General features: G+C 72.5%; 18 protein-coding genes. 9 read left to right on the top strand and 9 right to left on the bottom strand.

The window, feature by feature from the left end; genetic code table 11:
- Window positions 1-8 precede the first annotated feature (8 nt).
- The 3 genes from SGLAU_RS15515 to SGLAU_RS15505 form a co-directional block, all read right to left on the bottom strand.
- Window positions 9-1,277: an MDR family MFS transporter gene (locus SGLAU_RS15515; RefSeq protein WP_043502019.1), complete on the bottom strand. Its 1,269-nt coding sequence runs from the start codon at window positions 1,275-1,277 to the stop codon at window positions 9-11.
- A gap of 73 nt (window positions 1,278-1,350) precedes the next feature.
- The gene (locus SGLAU_RS15510; protein WP_052413769.1) at window positions 1,351-3,117 is read right to left on the bottom strand and encodes a stealth family protein; all 1,767 of its coding nucleotides are present in this window, start codon (window positions 3,115-3,117) and stop codon (window positions 1,351-1,353) included.
- Window positions 3,118-3,130: 13 nt separating this feature from the next.
- A complete protein-coding gene (locus SGLAU_RS15505) occupies window positions 3,131-4,801 on the bottom strand; it encodes a stealth family protein (RefSeq protein ID WP_244315217.1) in 1,671 nt (556 codons plus the stop codon).
- Window positions 4,802-5,023: 222 nt separating this feature from the next.
- Between SGLAU_RS15505 and SGLAU_RS15500 the strand changes: the two genes are divergently transcribed.
- A complete protein-coding gene (locus tag SGLAU_RS15500; RefSeq protein WP_043502015.1) occupies window positions 5,024-5,785 on the top strand; it encodes a phosphoglyceromutase in 762 nt (253 codons plus the stop codon).
- 245 nt (window positions 5,786-6,030) lie between these two features.
- Here the strand turns inward: SGLAU_RS15500 and SGLAU_RS35660 are convergent, their stop codons facing one another.
- Window positions 6,031-6,195 (bottom strand): hypothetical protein, encoded by a 165-nt coding sequence (locus SGLAU_RS35660; protein WP_107408966.1) that lies wholly within the window; start codon window positions 6,193-6,195, stop codon window positions 6,031-6,033.
- A gap of 120 nt (window positions 6,196-6,315) precedes the next feature.
- Entirely contained in the window at window positions 6,316-7,017 is a 702-nt protein-coding gene (gene phoU / locus SGLAU_RS15495; RefSeq protein ID WP_043502014.1) for a phosphate signaling complex protein PhoU, read from the bottom strand.
- A 236-nt stretch (window positions 7,018-7,253) separates the two neighbouring features.
- Between phoU and SGLAU_RS15490 the strand changes: the two genes are divergently transcribed.
- Window positions 7,254-8,549 (top strand): sensor histidine kinase, encoded by a 1,296-nt coding sequence (locus tag SGLAU_RS15490; RefSeq protein ID WP_043502013.1) that lies wholly within the window; start codon window positions 7,254-7,256, stop codon window positions 8,547-8,549.
- A complete protein-coding gene (locus SGLAU_RS15485; protein WP_043502011.1) occupies window positions 8,546-9,226 on the top strand; it encodes a response regulator transcription factor in 681 nt (226 codons plus the stop codon). Before SGLAU_RS15490 ends, SGLAU_RS15485 begins: the two co-directional genes overlap by 4 nt.
- Window positions 9,227-9,291: 65 nt before the next feature.
- Here SGLAU_RS15485 and SGLAU_RS15480 read toward each other — a convergent pair whose 3' ends face one another.
- Window positions 9,292-9,939: a hypothetical protein gene (locus SGLAU_RS15480; RefSeq protein WP_043502010.1), complete on the bottom strand. Its 648-nt coding sequence runs from the start codon at window positions 9,937-9,939 to the stop codon at window positions 9,292-9,294.
- Between the two features lie 609 nt (window positions 9,940-10,548).
- Here SGLAU_RS15480 and SGLAU_RS15475 point away from each other — a divergent pair.
- From SGLAU_RS15475 to SGLAU_RS15450, 6 genes are all read left to right on the top strand, one after another.
- The gene (locus SGLAU_RS15475) at window positions 10,549-11,031 is read left to right on the top strand and encodes a CarD family transcriptional regulator (protein WP_003953493.1); all 483 of its coding nucleotides are present in this window, start codon (window positions 10,549-10,551) and stop codon (window positions 11,029-11,031) included.
- Between the two features lie 311 nt (window positions 11,032-11,342).
- Window positions 11,343-12,095, top strand: coding sequence for a 2-C-methyl-D-erythritol 4-phosphate cytidylyltransferase (ispD, locus tag SGLAU_RS15470; protein WP_043502009.1), 753 nt, complete (start codon window positions 11,343-11,345; stop codon window positions 12,093-12,095).
- Entirely contained in the window at window positions 12,085-12,591 is a 507-nt protein-coding gene (gene ispF, locus SGLAU_RS15465; protein WP_043502007.1) for a 2-C-methyl-D-erythritol 2,4-cyclodiphosphate synthase, read from the top strand. The genes ispD and ispF overlap by 11 nt, the downstream gene beginning before the upstream one ends.
- Window positions 12,592-12,689: 98 nt before the next feature.
- Entirely contained in the window at window positions 12,690-14,090 is a 1,401-nt protein-coding gene (gene cysS, locus SGLAU_RS15460) for a cysteine--tRNA ligase (protein WP_043506649.1), read from the top strand.
- A gap of 109 nt (window positions 14,091-14,199) precedes the next feature.
- Window positions 14,200-15,141, top strand: a complete 942-nt coding sequence (gene rlmB, locus SGLAU_RS15455; RefSeq protein ID WP_043502006.1) for a 23S rRNA (guanosine(2251)-2'-O)-methyltransferase RlmB — start codon at window positions 14,200-14,202, stop codon at window positions 15,139-15,141.
- A gap of 127 nt (window positions 15,142-15,268) precedes the next feature.
- Window positions 15,269-16,975 (top strand): DoxX family protein, encoded by a 1,707-nt coding sequence (locus tag SGLAU_RS15450; RefSeq protein ID WP_078957731.1) that lies wholly within the window; start codon window positions 15,269-15,271, stop codon window positions 16,973-16,975.
- 105 nt (window positions 16,976-17,080) lie between these two features.
- Here SGLAU_RS15450 and SGLAU_RS15445 read toward each other — a convergent pair whose 3' ends face one another.
- The 3 genes from SGLAU_RS15445 to SGLAU_RS15435 form a co-directional block, all read right to left on the bottom strand.
- Window positions 17,081-17,812: a nucleotidyltransferase family protein gene (locus SGLAU_RS15445; RefSeq protein ID WP_043502002.1), complete on the bottom strand. Its 732-nt coding sequence runs from the start codon at window positions 17,810-17,812 to the stop codon at window positions 17,081-17,083.
- 140 nt (window positions 17,813-17,952) lie between these two features.
- Window positions 17,953-18,408, bottom strand: coding sequence for a hypothetical protein (locus tag SGLAU_RS15440; protein WP_043502001.1), 456 nt, complete (start codon window positions 18,406-18,408; stop codon window positions 17,953-17,955).
- Window positions 18,409-18,617: 209 nt separating this feature from the next.
- Window positions 18,618-19,706 (bottom strand): ABC transporter ATP-binding protein, encoded by a 1,089-nt coding sequence (locus SGLAU_RS15435; protein ID WP_043502000.1) that lies wholly within the window; start codon window positions 19,704-19,706, stop codon window positions 18,618-18,620.
- Window positions 19,707-19,738: the final 32 nt, after the last annotated feature.

The following is a 19,738-nucleotide window of genomic DNA, read 5'->3' as shown; positions in this document are numbered from 1 at the left end:
CGCCGGTGTCAGGCCGCTTCGGTCGCGGGCCGGGGCGTGGCCGGCGCGGGGGCCGCGGCGGGCCGCTCCGGGGCCTCCTCGGGCGGCAGCCGCCGCATCAGCAGCGCGTACCCGAGCCCGGCGACGGTTCCGACGGCCGCGCACATCGCCCACAGCCAGGCGGCGCCGTACCGGTCGATGACGTACCCGGACATCAGGGGGGCGACGAGTCCGGCGACGGCCCACGACATGGTGTACATGCCCTGGTAGCGCCCGCGCCCGTGCACGGGGGAGAGCCGTACGACGATGCCGGTCTGGGTGGGCGCGTTGACGATCTCGGCGAGGGTCCACACGCAGACGGTGAGCGCGATCGCGCCGACCGATCCGGCGAAGGCGGTGAGGCCGAAGCCGTACCCGGCGAGGACGGAGGAGATCACCAGCAGCCGGCGCGGGTCGCGGTGCTGGATGAACCGGGTGACGGGGATCTGGAGGACGACGATGAGGAAGCCGTTGACGGCGATCGCCAGGCCGTACTCGGCGGGGGTGAAGCCGGCCTCGCCCATCGCCACCGGCAGCCCGACCGAGCCCTGCTGGAAGACCATGGCGACGAGGAAGGACAGTCCGACGACGCTCATGAACCGCCCGTCGCGCAGCACGGTGCCCAGCGAGACGTCGTCGGCGGCCTTCTCGACCGCGGTGCGCTCCGGCCGGGACTCCGGCAGCTTCACGAAGACGAGGACCGCGCAGGCCATCGTCATCGCCGCCTCGATCAGGAAGCCGGCGAGGTAGCTGGACTCGGCGATGAAGCCGGCGGCCATGGAGGAGACGGCGAAGCCGAGGTTGATCGCCCAGTAGTTGAGGGAGAAGGCGCGCACCCGGTCCGCGGGGCGCACGATGTCGGCCATCATCGCCTGGACGGCGGGGCGGGAGGCGTTGGAGGCCATGCCGACCAGGAAGGCGACGCCCGCGATGGCGGCGGGGTCGTGCACGAAGCCGAGCAGCGCGACCGACAGGGCGGTCGACGACTGGGCGATCAGCAGGGTGGGCCGCCGGCCCAGCCGGTCGGTCAGCACGCCCGCGCCCAGGGAGGAGATCACCCCGCCGAGACCGTGCAGGGCCACGACGAGTCCGGCGTAGGAGGCGGAGTAGCCGCGGTCGAGGGTGAGGTAGAGCGCCATGAAGGTGGCGACGAAGGCGCCGAGGCGGTTGACCAGGGTGCTGGTCCACAGCCACCAGAACTCGCGGGGGAGTCCGGAGACGGTCTCCCGTACGGCACGTCTCAGGGTGGCTTTCGACATCGCGGATCCCCCACAGCGGTAAGCGGCTCAACCGGCGGCCACAACTTACAAACGTGGCCGCCGGATGCGCCACTCAATTGACGGGGAGCGTCAAACGTGACTGGCGGGGGATGACCGGCGCGGTCCGCTCGAAGCGGCTCGGGAACGGGAACTTCCGCTCCAGGAAGGCGTGGATGGCCGCCTGCGCCGCCGCCCGGTCCGCCGGAGCGGTGTCCACGTCGTTCAGGCAGAAGAAGTCCACGTCCTCCCCGGCCGCGAGCCGGGCCAGCCGCCGCCGCATGTCCGGGGTGCCCAACTGCACGTACCGGAAGCGGTAGTCCGCCGGGACGGCCCGGCCGGTCGCGATCGCCCAGTGGTGGTGGAGCGTGGACGCCGGGGCGACATCCGTGGTGGAGCGGAAGCGGGAGTACGAGGTCCGCTTCAGCTCCTCGATGTCCAGGCCCTCCATCTCCCGCATCACCGCGCGCAGTTGCGGGTGCGGCGTGTGCAGCGACTTGTTCCTGGCCTGCCGGCCGTGGAAGCGCCGGATCACCTCGCGGGTGTTCTTGCCGGCCGAGTTCGGCGCCGGCTCCAGCGGGTGCGGATCGCCGACGCCCAGCTTCAGCGGGGACAGCGGGATGCGGGCGATGCCGTTGCCGTGGAAGAAGTGCTCGGCGTCCACCGGGCGGTTGATGAAGACGTCGTCGTTGAAGTACAGGTAGTGGTCCGACAGGCCCGGTATGTGGTGCAGCCGGCTCTCTATGGCGTGCGAGTTGAAGACGGGCAGCGCGTCCGCCGGGAGGATGTCGCGGTGGTCGACCACCGTGATGCCCTCCGCCTCCGGGTCCAGCCACGACGGGACCTGGGAGTCGGTCACCAGGTAGACGTGCCGGACGAACCCGGCGTACATCTCCAGGGAGCGCAGCGCGTACTTCAGCTCGTCGTGGCTGGTGTAGCGGGAGGCGCCGGTCTCGCGCGGGGCGATGTCGCTGCCGGACCGCTCCTGGTGGGCGCGGCGCTTCGCCGCCATCGCCGGGTCGTCCCCGTCGACCCAGGTGTAGACGGCGTCGACCGGGAAGGTCACCTCGTCGATGCCCGGCTCGGCGAACACGGCGAACGTCGGGACCGTGCGCCGCGGGCCCGGCACCTCGGCCGGCTGCTGCGCGGCCACCGGGAGCACTTCCGAGACCGGGTTGCGGCGCGGCGCCACCAGGGCCTCGCCGAACACGTCCGGGAGCTGGGCGCCCGGCACGGTGAGGTGCCCGGGATCGGACCTCAGCTCCCGGCCGTGCCGCCAGAACTCGATGTCGCAGCCGGACTCCAGACCGCTGAGCACCTGCCCCGCGGGGCCGAGGCGGACCTCGCCGGTGCGCAGCACCGGCGCCCGCCGCAGCGCCTTCGGCAGCTTCCCGTCGGCCCACAGGGCCGCGCCGGCGACGGTGCCGTCCGGTGTGACGGCACCGACGAACCGGGCGGTGCCGGCGAAGTGCTCGGCGGCCCGCGCGAGGACGGCGGCGCGGTGCGTCTTTGCGACGCCGACCACCTGCCGGGCCCCGCCGGACCCCGGCTCGCGGGGGAGCAGGAAGTACGGCACCCCGGCCGCGTCCAGCACGGCGCACACCTGCTCCAGGTCGGCGGCGGCGGCCTCCGCGGCGGTGTACCCGGTGACGGTACGGCCGTACAGCCGCGCCGGACCGAGGACGGTCCGGCGCAGCCCGGGGACGGCGGCGCGCAGCCGGCGGCGGGCCGGGGCCGCGCGCAGCGCCCAGAGCCGGCCCGCCGCCCACAGCCGCAGGCGCAGCAGCAGGTCCCGCAGCGCCCGCAGGCCCGGCAGCGTCACGAGACGGTGACGGATGTCCATGGCCGCGGCCTGCTCAGTTCTGCTTCTCGTAGGGGCTGGGGAACGGGAAGTAGTTCTCCAGGAACTGGTGCATCCGGACGCTGACCTGCTCGCGCTCCTCCGGCGGCACGTCGACGTCGTTCAGGCAGAAGAAGTCGAAGCGGCGGGTGTTGCGCAGGTCGGCCAGCCGCTTCTCGGCGTCCGGCCGGCTGATGTTCACGTACCGGAAGCTGAACTTGCCCGGCACACCGCGGCCCGTCATCAGGGCGTACTGGTACAGCAGCGGGGCCGTCATGGCGATGTCGGTCGGCGAGCGGAAGCGGGAGGCCGTGGTGCGGGCGATGTCCTCCGGGAACAGCTCCTCCAGCGCGCGCAGCGCCCCGCGGTCCTGCGGCAGCGGGGTGTGCATGAAGTTGTTCGTCGTCATCCGGCCGAACTTCTCCAGCAGCAGCCGCCGCACGTTCTTGCTGGCGGAGTTGGTGGCGGTCTCCTCGGCGTGCGGCTTGCCGACGCCGATCTTCAGCGGGGAGACCGGAATCCGCATCAGGCCGCTGCCGTAGAAGAAGTGCTCCGGGGTGATCCGGCGGCCGACGAAGACGTCGTCGTTGAAGTACAGGTAGTGGTCGGACAGGCCCGGGATGTGGTGCAGCCGGGTCTCGATGGCGTGCGAGTTGAAGACCGGCAGGACGCCCTCGGGGAAGATGTCCTTGTGGTCGACGACGGTGATGCCCTCGACGCTGTCGTCCAGCCAGTGCGGCTTCTGCCCGTCGGTGACGATGTAGATGTGCCGGACGAAGTCCGCGTACATCGCCAGCGACCGCAGCGAGTACTTCAGCTCGTCGTGGCTGGTGTAGCGGGACTCGTTGATCTCCTTGTCCAGGATCTCGGCGGTGCCCTTCTCCTGGTACTTGGCCCGCTTGGCCCGCATGGCGGGCTCCTCGCCGTCCACCCAGGTGTAGACGACGTCGACCGGGAATGTGACGCGGTTCACGGTCGGCAGGGTCAGCGGCAGGAAGCTCGGCAGCTCCCGGTCGCCCACCCGCACGGTGACGGGCTGCTGCTCGTCGGCGGGCAGGACGTCGGTGACGCCGTTGTTGCGCGGCGTGACCAGCGACTCGCGGAACACGTCCTCGGAGGCCTGCGGCTGCACCTTGGCCAGCCGGCGGGGCCCGTCCTCGGTCGCCAGCAGCTCGGCGCCGTCCTCCCAGAACTCCACGTCGCAGGCCAGCTCGGGGCCGGCGAGCAGCTGGCCCTCGGGGCCGAGGTGGTTCTCGCCGATCCGCAGCACGGGCGCGGTGCGCAGCGGCGCGGGCAGCACGCCGTCCATGAACAGCGCGGGGTTCTTCAGCTGCCCGCCGGGCAGCGGCCGGCCGATGAACACGGCCTTGCCCGCGTTGCGCGCCTCCAGGGCGGCCAGGAACCGCTCGCGGTCGGCGGCGTTGACGCCGACCGTGTGGCGTATCCGGGAGGTCGGGACCAGGAAGTAGGAAATCCCCTCCTGCTCCAGCGCGGCGACCACCAGGTCGAGGTTGGAGGCAGCCGCCTCCGCCGCGGTGAAGCTGGTCACCACCCGTCCGTACAGGTGCTGGCCGCGCACGGCCACCGGGCGCAGCACCGGATCAGTGACCGCCGCCTTGCGGCGCCGCCGCATGGTACGCAGCTGCCACACCCGCTCGGCGGCCTTCCGCTCGACTCGCGGTTTCATCCGCCGCGCAAAGGAACGCACGGTCACGTTCTGTGCTCCTCTTCCCTGACCCCGACAACAGACTTCTCCGCTAACCCTGACAGGTGAGCGTGAGTAAAGGTTGCGGAGGAATTCACTTTAAATTAAAGGGAGCGAGACGAATCACACAGGGTTCTTCGCTCCGCCCGGGACGGCGCCCCAGCGCCACCACGGCCCCGAACCAGCTTAGGTAGGCTCGAAGCCATGGCCGACGCACCGTACAAGCTGATCCTCCTCCGCCACGGCGAGAGCGAGTGGAACGAGAAGAACCTGTTCACCGGCTGGGTGGACGTCAACCTCACCCCGAAGGGCGAGAAGGAGGCGACGCGCGGCGGCGAGCTGCTCAAGGACGCCGGCCTGCTGCCCGACGTGGTCCACACGTCCCTCCAGAAGCGTGCCATCCGCACCGCCCAGCTCGCGCTGGAGGCCGCGGACCGCCTCTGGATCCCGGTCCACCGCTCCTGGCGTCTGAACGAGCGCCACTACGGCGCCCTCCAGGGCAAGGACAAGGCCCAGACCCTCGCCGAGTTCGGCGAGGAGCAGTTCATGCTGTGGCGCCGCTCCTACGACACCCCGCCGCCGCCGCTCGACCGCGACGCCGAGTACTCCCAGTTCTCCGACCCCCGCTACGCTACCCTCCCGCCGGAGCTGCGCCCGCAGACGGAGTGCCTGAAGGACGTCGTCGTCCGCATGCTCCCGTACTGGTTCGACGCCATCGTGCCCGACCTGCTGACCGGCCGCACCGTCCTGGTCGCCGCCCACGGCAACAGCCTCAGGGCCCTGGTCAAGCACCTCGACGGCATCTCCGACGCGGACATCGCGGGCCTGAACATCCCGACCGGCATCCCGCTCTCCTACGAGCTGGACGCCGACTTCAAGCCGCTCAACCCCGGCGGCACCTACCTGGACCCGGACGCGGCCGCGGCGGCGATCGAGGCCGTGAAGAACCAGGGCAAGAAGAAGTAGGGGAAACCCCGGGGCCGACGCCCCGCCGCCGCTGACGCCCCCGCCACCGTCGGGCCGTTCCGTCGTCGGGCCGTTCCGCCGTCGTCGGGCCGTTCCGCCGGCGGCGGGCATGGGCATCGTCACACCGGCGGCACCGGACGAAGGCAGGGGACGGCCCCGACCGGGGCCGCCCGCACCGGCGCGCCGAAGGGCCCCCGGCAGCACGCCGGGGGCCCTTCGGTGTCGTGAGCCGGTACGGCCGTGGCTCAGCCGCACTGGCAGGGGTTGCCCGACTGGCACCCGCAGCCGCAGCCCGAGCCGCAGCCGCACGCACCGATCAGCATCAGGTTCCTGATCTGCGCGGGCTGCTCGGTGTCGCGTTCCCGCGTGGGGTCGGGCGTCGTACCCGGAGTACCGGGGGAATCGGCCATGGAACCTCCTAGGGCTGGAGCGTGTGCCCATTCCATGCCCCGCCCCCTGGGCGCATCAACGGCGCACAGTGGCTCGCACCCGGCCGCGCGCCGTCCCCGGCGGGCCCCGGCGCGCGGGCGTCAGGCCGCGTCCCCGCCCGTCGCCGGCTGGATCTCCGTCTGCAGCTCCTGCTGGATCTCGTCCGCGTGCTCGCCGGTCACCAGGAACACCACGCGCTTGGCGACCGCGACCGCGTGGTCGGCGAACCGCTCGTAGTAGCGGCCGAGGAGGGTCACGTCGACGGCGGTCTCGATGCCGTGCTTCCAGCGGTCGTCCATCAGGTGCTGGAAGAGGGTGCGGTGCAGCAGGTCCATCGCGTCGTCGTCCTGCTCCAGCTGGAGCGCCAGGTCGACGTCCTTGGTGACCAGCACCTCCGCCGCCTTGGCCATCAGGCGCTGGGCGAGCTGGCCCATCTCCAGGATGGTCGCGTGCAGGTCGTGCGGGACCGCGCGCTGGGGGAAGCGCAGCCGGGCGAGCTTCGCCACGTGCTGGGCCAGGTCGCCGGAGCGCTCCAGGTCGGCCGACATGCGCAGCGAGGTGACGACGATCCGCAGATCCGTCGCCACCGGCTGCTGCCGGGCCAGCAGGGCTATCGCCCGCGCCTCCAGGTCGTGGTGGAGGGCGTCGACCTTCTGGTCGGCCTCGATCACGTTCTCGGCCAGCTTCAGATCGGCGTCGAGGATGGCCGTGGTGGCGCGCCCGATCGCCGACCCGACCAGCCGGGCCATCTCGACCAGCCCGTCGCCGATCGAGTCCAGTTCCTCGTGGTACGCGTCCCGCATCAGGGTTTCCCTCTCGTGCGTCGTTCCGGGGAGTCCGGGGGTTTCAGGGACCGCCGGGCCCCTTGCCGAAAACCCGTGCCATCAACCCCACGCTCCCACGTTCCGTCCTCCACGCGTCCGTTTCCGCCATCCCAAATGAACCGTCACTGGCTCCCGGGTGAACTCTGGGCGACGAGTGTTCGAGCTCGCCCGCCGATGGCTGTGGGCACGCCGGACGACATGCCTAACCTGGTCGCATGGACGTGAACGCGGCGGTCGCCGCAGCGGCAGCGATCGCCGGGGTACTGACCGGTGTCATCGCCATGCTGGCGTTCCGCTGGAGCGAACGCGACCTGAAGCGGCCCACCCGCACCTCCCTGCACACCGATCCGGTGCTCCCGCCGGGCGTCGACACGGTCCTGTCCGTGCTGCGGTCCTCGGCCGTGGTCCTGGACGAGGCCGACGCCGTCGTCAAGGCCAGCTCGGCGGCGTACGCCCTCGGCCTGGTCCGCGGCGGCGAGCTGGCCGTGGAGCCGATGCTCCAGATGGCCCGCGACACCCGCCGCGACGGCGAGATACGGCAGGTGGAACTGGACCTGCCCCGGCGCGGCACCGGCCGCGGCGAGGCCCTCGCGGTCTCCGCCCGGGTCGCCCCGCTCGGCTCCCGGCTGGTGCTCCTGCTGGTCGAGGACCTGACGGAGGCCCGCCGGATAGAAGCGGTACGGCGCGACTTCGTGGCGAACGTGAGCCATGAGCTGAAGACACCCGTCGGCGCGCTCTCCCTCCTGTCGGAGGCGGTCATGGACGCCTCCGACGACCCGGAGGCCGTGCAGCGCTTCGCCGGGCGGATGCAGATCGAGGCGACCCGGCTGACCAACCTGGTGCAGGAGCTGATCGACCTCTCCCGGGTGCAGAACGACGACCCGCTGGAGGACGCCGAGCCGGTCACGGTGGACGAGCTGGTCGCCGAGGCCGTCGACCGCTGCCGGCACGCGGCCTCCACCAAGCAGATCACCATGGCCGCCGGAGGCGCCGCGGGTCTGCGGGTCTGGGGCAACCGGGGCCAGCTCGCGGCGGCCCTCGGCAACCTGGTCGAGAACGCCGTGAACTACTCGCCCGCCCGTACCCGCGTCGGCATCGCCGCCCGCCGGGTGGCCGCGCCGGGCGGTGACATGATCGAGATAGCCGTGACCGACCAGGGCATAGGCATCTCCGACAAGGACAAGGAGCGCATCTTCGAGCGCTTCTACCGGGTGGACCCGGCCCGTTCCCGCGCCACCGGCGGCACGGGGCTCGGCCTGGCCATCGTCAAGCACGTGGCCGCCTCGCACGGCGGGGAGGTCACGGTGTGGAGCTCCGAGGGACAGGGCTCCACCTTCACCCTGCGGCTGCCGGAGGCGGGCGCCGCCCGCGACCGGTCGCACCCCGGTTCGGCCGGCGGCGGGGCGCACCACCGCTCCGCCGGCGGCGGGGAGCGCGGCCGGTCCCGCAGCATGTCCCCTGACGCACCCCCGTACGAAGAAACACTTCCCGCCCCGGAGGTCCTTCCGTGACCCGTGTGCTCGTCGTCGAGGACGAGGAGTCCTTCTCCGACGCCCTGTCGTACATGCTCCGCAAGGAGGGCTTCGAGGTCGCGGTCGCGACCACCGGGCCCGACGGACTCGACGAGTTCGAGCGCAACGGCGCCGACCTCGTGCTCCTCGACCTGATGCTGCCGGGGCTGCCCGGCACCGAGGTGTGCCGCCAGCTGCGCGGCCGCTCGAACGTCCCCGTGATCATGGTGACCGCCAAGGACAGCGAGATCGACAAGGTCGTCGGACTGGAGATAGGGGCCGACGACTACGTCACCAAGCCGTTCTCCTCGCGCGAGCTGGTGGCGCGGATCCGCGCGGTGCTGCGCCGCCGCGGTGAGCCCGAGGAGGTGGCCCCGGCCGCCCTGGAGGCCGGTCCGGTGCGGATGGACGTCGACCGGCACGTGGTCACGGTCGGCGGCTCGAAGGTCGACCTGCCGCTCAAGGAGTTCGACCTGCTGGAGATGCTGCTGCGCAACGCCGGCCGGGTGCTGACCCGGATGCAGCTCATCGACCGGGTGTGGGGTGCCGACTACGTGGGCGACACCAAGACGCTGGACGTCCACGTCAAGCGGCTGCGCGCCAAGATCGAGCCGGACCCGGGTGCCCCCCGGTACCTGGTGACGGTGCGCGGCCTCGGCTACAAGTTCGAGCCGTAGGCCGGCCGCGCAGGGGACATGACGAAGGGCGGGGCTCCCGGTGGGGCCCCGCCCTTCGTCGTACGTCAGTGACCGGCCACGTCGTGATCCGCGGAGGAGGACGCGGAGGCGCCGCCGGACGGGGAGGCGTCACCGGACGGGGAGGCGTCGCCCGAGAGGGAGGCGCTCGCGGACGGGGTGGCGCCCGGGGCGGCGGGGACCTCGGTCGGGCCCCACTCGGCGAAGTGGCCCCCGGCCGGGACGACGAAGGCCTCCAGGCTCACGTCGCCGGTCTGGCTGAAGGAGAAGGTGACCTTCTGGGCGTCGCCGTCGGTCAGGCCCTCGCCGTCCTTCAGCACGGCGGAGGCGTTGTCCTTGCCGCCGATGACGATGGACCCGCCGGCCGGGACGGTCAGCTTGCCCTCGCCCCCGGGGGCGGGCTTGATCTCGACGGCCTCGCCGATCCCTTCCAGCGTGATGCGGTCCAGCGTCTGGGGACGGTCGCCGCCGTTGAAGACGGTGGCGGAGACAACGGCGGGCCCGGTCGCCTCGGGGTCGGGCTGGGTGATGACGATGGCGTTCTGGATCTTGATGTCACCGACACTGGTGGCCGCGTTGTCCGGCTTGATCTCCAGCGTCTGGGCGTTGTTGCCGGCGCCGCAGGCGGCGAGCGAGGCGATCGAGAACGCGATGGCGGAGGCGGCGAGGGCGCCGCGTCGAAGGCTGCTGCTCACGGCGGCGGCAACTCCTTGAACGCAGGGGCAGCTTCCCTTGTAAAGCCGCCCTAAGTGGCTGTCAGCGGCCCCAGGTTACCGAGCCGTTCCCGCGCCGCCGCACCCGACCCTCCCCGTGGAGCGTCGTTCGCTCAGCCGGGGGGTACCGCCCGGCTTTCCCATAAGCCCCCCGGTAAGGCCGCCCGGTAAGACACCGGCCAAACGGTTCGGCATACGGCCCCCGGCGGTGCGCGAAATTTCCGTGGAGGAATGTGTGACCGGCCCCGGAATTGATCACGGTGTGCGACAGGATCGGATGGCGTGATCAATTTCGGAATCGTCTCGTACCCGCCTGCACGCACCGAACGGAGTAGCGGAAGTCGCGCGCGCGGAACCGGACATATGGGGATGTTCGGCCGTCCGTGAGACGTGTCGGCGGTGTGTGACGTGCCCGTTTCGCCCGGCCCGGACAACCGCCCTCACCTGCGAATACCTTCTTCCGCAGACCCCGCGCAGCACGTCCCCGTCGCTGTTGTCAAGCCCCGAGATATGCCCTGACCTGCGAAAACGCCATTCAGAAGACGCCGTATCCGTGTTACCCTGGATAGCCACGGAAGGGGTACCTGTCACATGACGTTCAAGGTTGGCGACACCGTGGTCTATCCCCATCACGGGGCCGCGCTGATCGAGGCCATCGAAACTCGCCAGATCAAAGGCGTGGACAAGACCTACTTGGTGCTGAAGGTCGCCCAGGGTGACCTCACGGTGCGTGTGCCAGCGGACAATGCGGAGTTCGTCGGCGTGCGTGATGTGGTCGGTCAGGACGGACTGGACCGGGTCTTCGAGGTGCTGCGCGCGCCGTACGCCGAGGAGCCCACGAACTGGTCCCGTCGCTACAAGGCAAACCTGGAGAAGCTCGCCTCCGGCGATGTCATCAAGGTCGCGGAAGTCGTGCGTGACCTGTGGCGCCGGGAGCGCGAGCGCGGACTCTCCGCCGGTGAGAAGCGCATGCTCGCCAAGGCCCGCCAGATCCTGGTGAGCGAGCTCGCGCTCGCGGAGAACACGAACGAGGACAAGGCCGAGGCCCTGCTCGACGAGGTTCTCGCCTCCTGACGCGTGGCAGCAGCCCGCTGTAGCCCGTACGGCTCGGTACTCAGTACGCCGAAATGCCGCGGTGCCCGATGACGTGACAGACGTCGCCGGGCGCTGCGGCATGTTCGCATCCGAGGGCGTCGCCCATGCGCCGCGCGCCCGAGGGTGCTCCCCCCGGTACTGTGCGTGCCGGGCCCCGGCTGCCGGCTCGACCGGGGTCACGGAAGGGTCCGGTCGAGGCTGCGCGCCCGGCACTCCCCACACTCGGTGAGCGGGGGGTACCCCCAGGGCCATACCCAACCAGGCCGAGCACACAAACCTGACAGGAAACGATGTCTGACGTTTCGCGACCTTCGCCGGGCGCGGCCTCCGTCGCCGCCGTGATCCCGGCCGCCGGACGGGGCGTACGCCTCGGCCCGGGCGCCCCCAAGGCGCTTCGCGCGCTGAACGGCACTCCCATGCTGGTCCACGCGGTGCGCGCGATGGCCGCCTCCCGCGCGGTGTCCCTCGTGGTGGTCGTGGCACCGCCCGACGGGGCCGCCGAGGTCAGGTCGCTGCTCGACGCGCACGTGCTGCCCGAGCGGACCGACTTCGTCGTCGTCCCGGGCGGCGCGACCCGCCAGGAGTCCGTACGGCTGGGCCTGGAGGCCGTGCCGGCCGGGCACGACATCGTGCTGGTGCACGACGCGGCGCGCCCCCTGGTGCCGGTGGACACCGTGGACGCCGTGATCGACGCGGTCCGGGCCGGCGCGGCGGCCGTGGTGCCGGCGCTGCCGCTCGCCGACACCGTGAAGGAGGTCGAGCCCGCGGCGGCCCCCGGGGAGCCGGAGCCGGTGCTGGCCACCCCCTCGCGCGCGCGGCTGCGCGCCGTGCAGACCCCCCAGGGCTTCGCCCGGGCGGTCCTGGCGCGGGCCCACGAGACGGTCACCGAGGACGTCACCGACGACGCGAGCATGGTGGAGCGGCTCGGCGAGACGGTCGTGGTCGTCCCCGGGCACGAGGAGGCGTTCAAGGTGACGCGCCCCCTGGACCTCGTCCTCGCGGAGGCGGTACTCGCCCGCAGGAGGCTCAACGATGGCTTCTGAGGCGCCCGTCGGTACGCCGCTGCCCCAGGTCGGCATCGGCACCGACATCCACGCCTTCGAAGAGGGCCGGGAGCTGTGGTGCGCCGGACTGAAGTGGGAGGGCGAGGGGCCTGGACTGGCCGGGCACTCCGACGCGGACGTGGTCGCGCACGCCGCCTGCAACGCGTTGTTCTCCGCGGCCGGGCTCGGTGACCTCGGGCAGCACTTCGGCACCGGGCGCCCGGAGTGGTCCGGGGCGTCGGGGATCACGCTCCTGACGGAGGCCGCGCGGATCGTGCGGGAGGCGGGCTTCCGGATCGGGAACGTCGCGGTGCAGGTGGTCGGACCGCGCCCGAAGATCGGCAAGCGGCGGGACGAGGCGCAGCGGATCCTCTCCGACGCGGTCGGCGCGCCGGTGTCGGTGTCCGGCGCGACGACGGACGGACTCGGCTTCCCCGGCCGGGACGAGGGCCTGCTGGCGGTGGCGACGGCGCTGGTGGTGCGGGCGGCGGGCTGACGCCGCCCGGCGGCACCGCGTCACCCTCCCGTGGTGCCCGCCGCCGCGGTTGTCCACAGCCGTCCAAGGCAGTGCGCCACGACCACTACCCTGGAGTGGTGACTATTCGCCTGTACGACACCAGCGCCCGGCAGATCCGTGACTTCACCCCGCTCCAGCCGGGCTGTGTCTCGATCTACCTCTGTGGCGCCACCGTGCAGGCCGCGCCGCACATCGGGCACATCCGCTCGGGGCTGAACTTCGACATCATGCGCCGGTGGTTCGCGTACCGGGGCTACGAGGTCACGTTCATCCGCAACGTCACCGACATCGACGACAAGATCATCACCAAGGCGGCGGACCAGGGCCGCCCCTGGTGGGCGATCGGGTACGAGAACGAGCGCGCGTTCGACGACGGTTACCGCGCGCTCGGCTGCCTGCCGCCCACCTACGAGCCGCGCGCCACCGGGCACGTGACCGAGATGGTCGAGATGATGCGCGGGCTCATCGAGCGCGGGCACGCCTACGAGGCCGACGGCAACGTCTACTTCGACGTGAAGTCCTTCCCCGGCTACCTCCAGCTCTCCAACCAGGAGCTGGAGAACCTGCTCCAGCCCTCCGGCGACGGTGAGACCGGCAAGCGCGACCCACGGGACTTCGCCATGTGGAAGGCGGCCAAGCCCGGCGAGCCGAGCTGGGAGACTCCGTGGGGCCGGGGCCGTCCCGGCTGGCACCTGGAGTGCTCCGCGATGGCGCACAAGTACCTGGGCAGCGTCTTCGACATCCACGGCGGCGGCCTCGACCTGATCTTCCCGCACCACGAGAACGAGATCGCCCAGGCCCAGGCCTACGGCGACGAGTTCGCCCGGTACTGGGTGCACAACGCCTGGGTCACCATGAGCGGCGAGAAGATGTCCAAGTCGCTCGGCAACTCGGTGCTGGTCTCCGAGATGGTCAAGAAGTGGCGCCCCGTCGTGCTGCGCTACTACCTGGGCACCCCGCACTACCGCTCGATGATCGAGTACAGCGAGGAGGCGCTGCGGGAGGCCGAGGCCGCGTTCGCGCGGATCGAGGGCTTCGTGCAGCGCGTGGTCGAGCTGTCCGGCGGGCCGGTCGAGCCGTCCGCCGAGGTGCCGCCCGCCTTCGCCGAGGCGATGGACGACGACCTGGGCGTGCCGCAGGCGCTCGCCGTCGTGCACACCACGGTCCGGCAGGGCAACTCCGCCCTGGCGGCCGACGACAAGGACGCCGCGGTGGCCCGCCTCGCCGAGGTGCGGGCGATGCTCGGGGTCCTCGGCCTCGACCCGCTGGACGCGCAGTGGGCCGGCGAGAGCGAGCGGGGCGAGGACCTGCACGGCGTGGTGGACAGCCTGGTGCGCCTGGTGCTGGACCAGCGCGAGGCGGCCCGGGCCCGCAAGGACTGGGCGACCGCCGACGCCATCCGCGACCGGCTCAAGCAGTCCGGGCTGGCCATCGAGGACGGCCCGCAGGGGCCGCGGTGGAGCCTCGGCGCCCGCTGAGCCCCGCCGGATCGACCGTGCCGCCCGGGGCTCCGGACGGCACACCGCAAGACGTACGCACGCAGTCCTGAGGACCTCAGCGACTGGAAGACACGAAGACAGGTAGGTCATGGCCGCGAACAACCGTCGCATGTCCGGCAAGAAGGGCGCGCAGGTCGGCAGTGGCGGCCAGCGGCGCCGGGGCCTGGAGGGCAAGGGGCCCACGCCCCCGGCCGAGATGCGCAAGGGACACAAGAAGAACCGTCTCGCCACCGCCAAGGCGAAGCAGGCCGCCCGCCGGCCCGCGGCCCGCGGCCGGGGCGGCAAGTCCGCCTCCGAGCTGGTCGTCGGGCGCAACCCGGTGTTCGAGGCGCTGCGCGAGGGCGTGCCCGCCACCACGCTCTACGTCCAGCAGTTCATCGACAACGACGAGCGGGTCCGCGAGGCGCTCCAGCTCGCCGCCGAGCGCGGCAACATCAACCTCATGGAGGCGCCGCGCCCCGAGCTGGACCGGATGACCAACGGGCTCAACCACCAGGGCCTGGTCCTCCAGGTGCCGCCGTACGAGTACGCGCACCCCGAGGACCTGCTCGACGCCGCCGCCGAGGACGGCGAGGACGCGCTGATCGTCGCCCTGGACGGAGTGACCGACCCGCGCAACCTGGGCGCCGTGGTGCGCTCCGTCTCCGCGTTCGGCGGGCACGGCGTGGTGGTGCCCGAGCGGCGCGCGGCCGGCATGACCGCGGGCGCCTGGAAGACCTCCGCCGGCACCGCCGCCCGTACGCCGGTCGCCCGGGCCACCAACCTGACCCGCACGCTGGAGCAGTACAAGAAGGCCGGCGTCGTGGTGGTCGGGCTCGCCGCCGACGGCGAGGTCGAACTCGGCGAGCTGGAGGCCCTGGAGGGCCCGGTCGCGATCGTGGTCGGCAGCGAGGGCAAGGGCCTGTCCCGGCTGGTCGGCGAGACCTGTGACTTCCGGGTGCGGATCCCGATGCCGGGTGGCGCGGAGTCGCTGAACGCCGGTGTGGCCGCGGGCATCGTGCTGTACGAGACGGCGCGCCGGCGCGCCTGACCGAACCGAACGGGTGCGCGGCCGGGTCCTCCGTACGAGACGACGGGCGCTGTCCGGGCGCGCTTGACGCGGTCCGGACAGATCCGGCGGGTCAAGGCAGTGTCCTAACCACACGTCACTCGGTTAGATGAGTGTGGACACCAGAACACCCCGCACACCCACGGGGGACCGCTCGTCGGGCTTCGACGACGCTCCCGCGCTGAGCATGGTGAAGGTGCCGAGCGATCCGGCGCAGGTCATCGTCAATCACGCGAGTTTCCGCGTGCAGCTGGGCGCCTCCTCGCGACCCGCGCAGTCGCCGCGGATCGCGCGGCACCTGAGCGCCGCCGAGGCAACCGCCCGCCACCCCGTCGTGACCGCGGCGGCGGGCAGAGCCGCCCCGGCCGGCGCCCGCCGCCGCCCGGTGGTCTGGAGCGGCAGGTCCGCCCCCGACGACACCGGCGCCCACCGCCTGCTCCAGGCCGTGCGCGGTGCGGGCGCCCAGCAGGCCGGGGAGCCCACGGCCGGCGACCCCGGAGCCACCCGGGTCATCCCCCGCGTCGGGCCCGGCGCGGGCGGCCACACCGGGAGCGGCGACCACGCGGAAGGCCACGACGGCCACCTCGACCAGACCGTCGAGACACCCGTCATCGGCGCCCAGCGCACCCCCCGCGACGGCACCCGGCTGCTGCCGCGGATGCGGACCCTCGAGGGCGCCTACGACCACCCCGCCCACGACGACGAGCGCTACGACGACGGCCCGGAGCCCGAGGGGACGGCCGACCCCGGGACCCGCTCCCGGCGGCAGGCCGACGACCCCGCGCGGCACGCCTACTACCCCGGCCGGCGGATGCACCTCGGGGTCGTCCTCCTCCCGCTGCGGGTCTTCCTCGGCTTCATCTCCATCTACGCCGGCATGGGCAAGCTCTGCGACCCCGTCTACTTCGACGGCGGCAGACGCGGCTCCATGGTCACGTGGCTCAACACCCTGCACCCCTGGGAAGTCGCCGAGCCGCTGCGCCAGTTCGCGCTGGAACACCCCGTCGGCTCCGGGCTCGTCATCGCCTTCGCCCAGGTGCTGGTCGGCGTACTGACGGTCTTCGGCTGCTGGCAGCGGGTCGCCGCGGTCGGCGGCGCGCTGCTGTCGGCGGCGCTGCTCGTCACCGTGAGCTGGAAGAGCGTCCCCGCCTACGACGCGCCCGACATCATCTACCTCGCGGCCTGGTCGCCGCTGGTCATCGCCGGCGCGCCGGTGTACTCGGTCGACGGGCGGCTCGCGGGCCTCGCCTGGCGCCGCCTCGGCCCGCGCGCCGACATCTGGGACCTGCGGTGGTACGTGCTGCGCCGCGGCGCCCTCGTCACCGCCGTCGTCGTCGGCCTCACCCTGCTGGTCGGCTCGCTCCTCGGCGGTGCCGTCCGGGACGCCGACCGGGTGGTCGTGCCCGGCCCCGGCGAGCCGCCGCGCAACGAGCTGCCCGGCTCCCCGCTGCCCCAGGAGCCCGGCGAGCGGCGGGCCGACACCAGCCCGTCCGCCACCGCCTCCCCGCCCACCCAGGACGCCACCTCGGCCGCGCCCACCGCGGGCGCCGCGACCACGCCGGGCGCCACCCAGGGCGCCACCACCGGGGCGCCCAGCCAGACGCAGGGCACGACGGGACAGGCGCCGCCGCAGCAGTCCGTACCGGAGCAGCAGGCACCCAGCGCCACGGCCGGACCGACCTCCGGCGGCGGCACCGCCACCGGCGGCGGCACGGGCGCGCCGGGCACGAGCGGCGACGGCGGCGGCAGCGGCGGCGGGAGCGGCGACACCTCCTCCGGCGGCCAGCCCGGCCTGGTGGGCGGCCTGCTCGGGTAGCCGGCCCGGACATCCCGCCGGACGGCCGTACGGCGAACGGGGCCCCGCGCAGCATCGCGCGGGGCCCCGTTCGCCATGGCGTCCTGCGGAACCGTCCGGGGGGGTTCAGCGGCCCAGGGCCGCCAGTTCCTTCGCCGCCTCCGTCAGGTCCTTCGCCGTGTCGATGGCCCGCCAGTACGCGCCGTGCGGGATCGAGAAACCGGCCAGCCGGCGCGCCCGGGCCAGATGCGGGAACGTGGTGCGCTCGTGGTCGCCGCGCGCGGGGAGCATGGCGGCGAACTCGGGGGAGAAGACGTAGACGCCCGCGTTGATCTCGAACGTCGACGGCGGGGACTCGATGAAGTCCGTGATGTGACCGAAGCCGTCGGTGCGGACGGCGCCCCAGGGGATGCGCGGCCGGGCCAGCGCGAGGGTCGCCACGGCGTCCCGCTCGGTGTGGAAGTCGGCCATCTCGCGCAGCGAGAAGCGGGTCCAGATGTCGCCGTTGGTGGCGTACCAGGGGCGGTCCGGACGGGGGAGATGAGCGGCGGCGAACCGCAGGCCGCCACCGCGGCCGAGCGGCTCCTCCTCCACGACGGTGGTCACGGACACCGGGAGGTCGGCCGAGTCCAGCCAGTCCTTGAGGACATCGGCGAGGTGGCCGCAGCTGACCACCACGTCGGTCACGCCCTCCTCGGCGAGCCAGGCGAGCTGATGACCGATGATCGGCGTCCCCGTCCCGGGGATCTCGACCATCGGCTTGGGCCGGTCGTCGGTGTAGGGGCGCAGCCGGGAGCCCTGGCCGCCGGCCAGGATGACGGCTTGGACGGGGCGGAGGTCGGCGGTCGGATCAGTCATGCGTGGCACTGTACGCGCGGCGCGCGAGCCGGGCGCCGACTGACCCGGGCTGCGGCCGCCCGCGCCCCGCGGTGGAGCCGCACCCCGGTGCGGCCCCTCGTCCCCGGGTCGGGTTCACCTCCCCGGGGACGGTGGGAGGGTCACCCGTTCGCCGCCAGGACGCCCGAGGCGAAGGACGTGTCGCAGACCGGGCGGGCGTAGGACTGGGCGCGCGTCGGACCGTACGCGGCGACCGCGGCCTGCCCGAGGGCGCGGGCGATGGAGACGCAGTGCCGGGCGAGCGAGGGGCGCTCGTCCACGGCCTGCTGGAGGTGGGTGAGGGCGACGCCCGGGTCCTCGCGCTGCAGCTCGGTCAGGAGCCGGTCGCGCAGCACCTCGTGGGCGGCCTTGCGGTCCGCGCGCGTGGAGGCGCCGGCGGCCGAGACGTCCGAGGCGGCGAGCACCGAGCTCGCGGGGCTCCCCGACCAGTTGACGTGCGTCACCGCGAGGGTCCCGGAGAGCACCAGGACGACGGGCAGGACGAGGGCGAGGGAGCGGCCGATCCGGCGGGCGGGGCCCCGGCCGCGTCGCGTCTGTGGGGTGGTGGAGTGCTTCACGCTCGTGAGGGTAGCGCCCGGTAATGATTTGGCGACATTTGGTCACCGGTTCGGGGGATGGGAGTTGCCGGATCGAGGGTGGTGTGTTGACGTACGCTGCTCGAAATGCGCCGGTGTGCCGGGGTGGCCGCCGGCAACGAGAGGGGCCCCGCGGTGGTCCGCGGGGCCCCTCTTCGTCAACGTGGGTGAATCACCCGGATCCGTGCCGCTCAGTCGGACAGGCGCACACCGGTCGACGTCGAGAAGACGTGCGTCTCACCGGCCCGCGGGACGACGTGCAGCGTGCTGCCCTTCTCCGGGACCTCACGGCCGCCGACGCGGACCACGAGGTCCTTGGACTCGCCGCCGAGGCTGGCGGTGCCGTAGACGAACGCGTCGGAGCCCAGCTCCTCCACGACGTTGACGGTGACCGCGACACCGAGGTCGGAGTCGGGGCCGGCCACGTCGAAGTGCTCCGGGCGGACGCCGACCGTGACGGTCTTGTCGCTGGTCGCGGAGAGCGCGTCGCGCTGCACCGGCACCACCGAGTTGCCGAACTTCACACCGCCGTCGGTGACCGGGACCTCGATCAGGTTCATGGCCGGGGAGCCGATGAAGCCGGCGACGAAGAGGTTGGCGGGCTTGTCGTACATCTTGCGCGGGCTGTCCACCTGCTGGAGCAGACCGTCCTTGAGGACCGCCACGCGGTCGCCCATCGTCAGGGCCTCGACCTGGTCGTGGGTGACGTAGACGGTGGTGATGCCGAGGCGGCGCTGGAGCGAGGCGATCTGCGTACGGGTCGACACGCGGAGCTTGGCGTCGAGGTTCGACAGCGGCTCGTCCATGAGGAAGACCTGCGGCTCACGCACGATGGCCCGGCCCATGGCGACGCGCTGGCGCTGACCGCCGGAGAGCGCCTTCGGCTTGCGGTCCAGGTACTCGGTCAGGTCGAGGATCTTCGCGGCCTCCTCGACCTTCTGCCGGATCTCCGCCTTGTTGACGCCGGCGATCTTGAGCGCGAAGCCCATGTTGTCGGCGACCGTCATGTGCGGGTAGAGGGCGTAGTTCTGGAACACCATGGCGATGTCCCGGTCCTTGGGCGGCAGGTGGGTGACGTCGCGGTCGCCGATGCGGATGGCGCCGCCGTTGACGTCCTCGAGCCCGGCGAGCATGCGCAGGGAGGTGGACTTGCCGCAGCCGGACGGGCCGACCAGGACGAGGAACTCACCGTCCGCGATCTCGATGTCGAGGGCGTCGACGGCGGGCTTGTCGGAACCCGGGTAGATCCGGGTCGCCTTGTCGAACGTGACAGTGGCCATGGTGAATGGGCCCCCTTCTACCGGCAGGAACG

The organism is Streptomyces glaucescens (genome assembly GCF_000761215.1).
Classification (GTDB): Bacteria; Actinomycetota; Actinomycetes; order Streptomycetales; family Streptomycetaceae; genus Streptomyces; species Streptomyces glaucescens_B.
The sequence above is the reverse complement of the archived record's forward strand: the minus strand, read 5'-3'. Positions and strand labels throughout refer to the sequence as shown.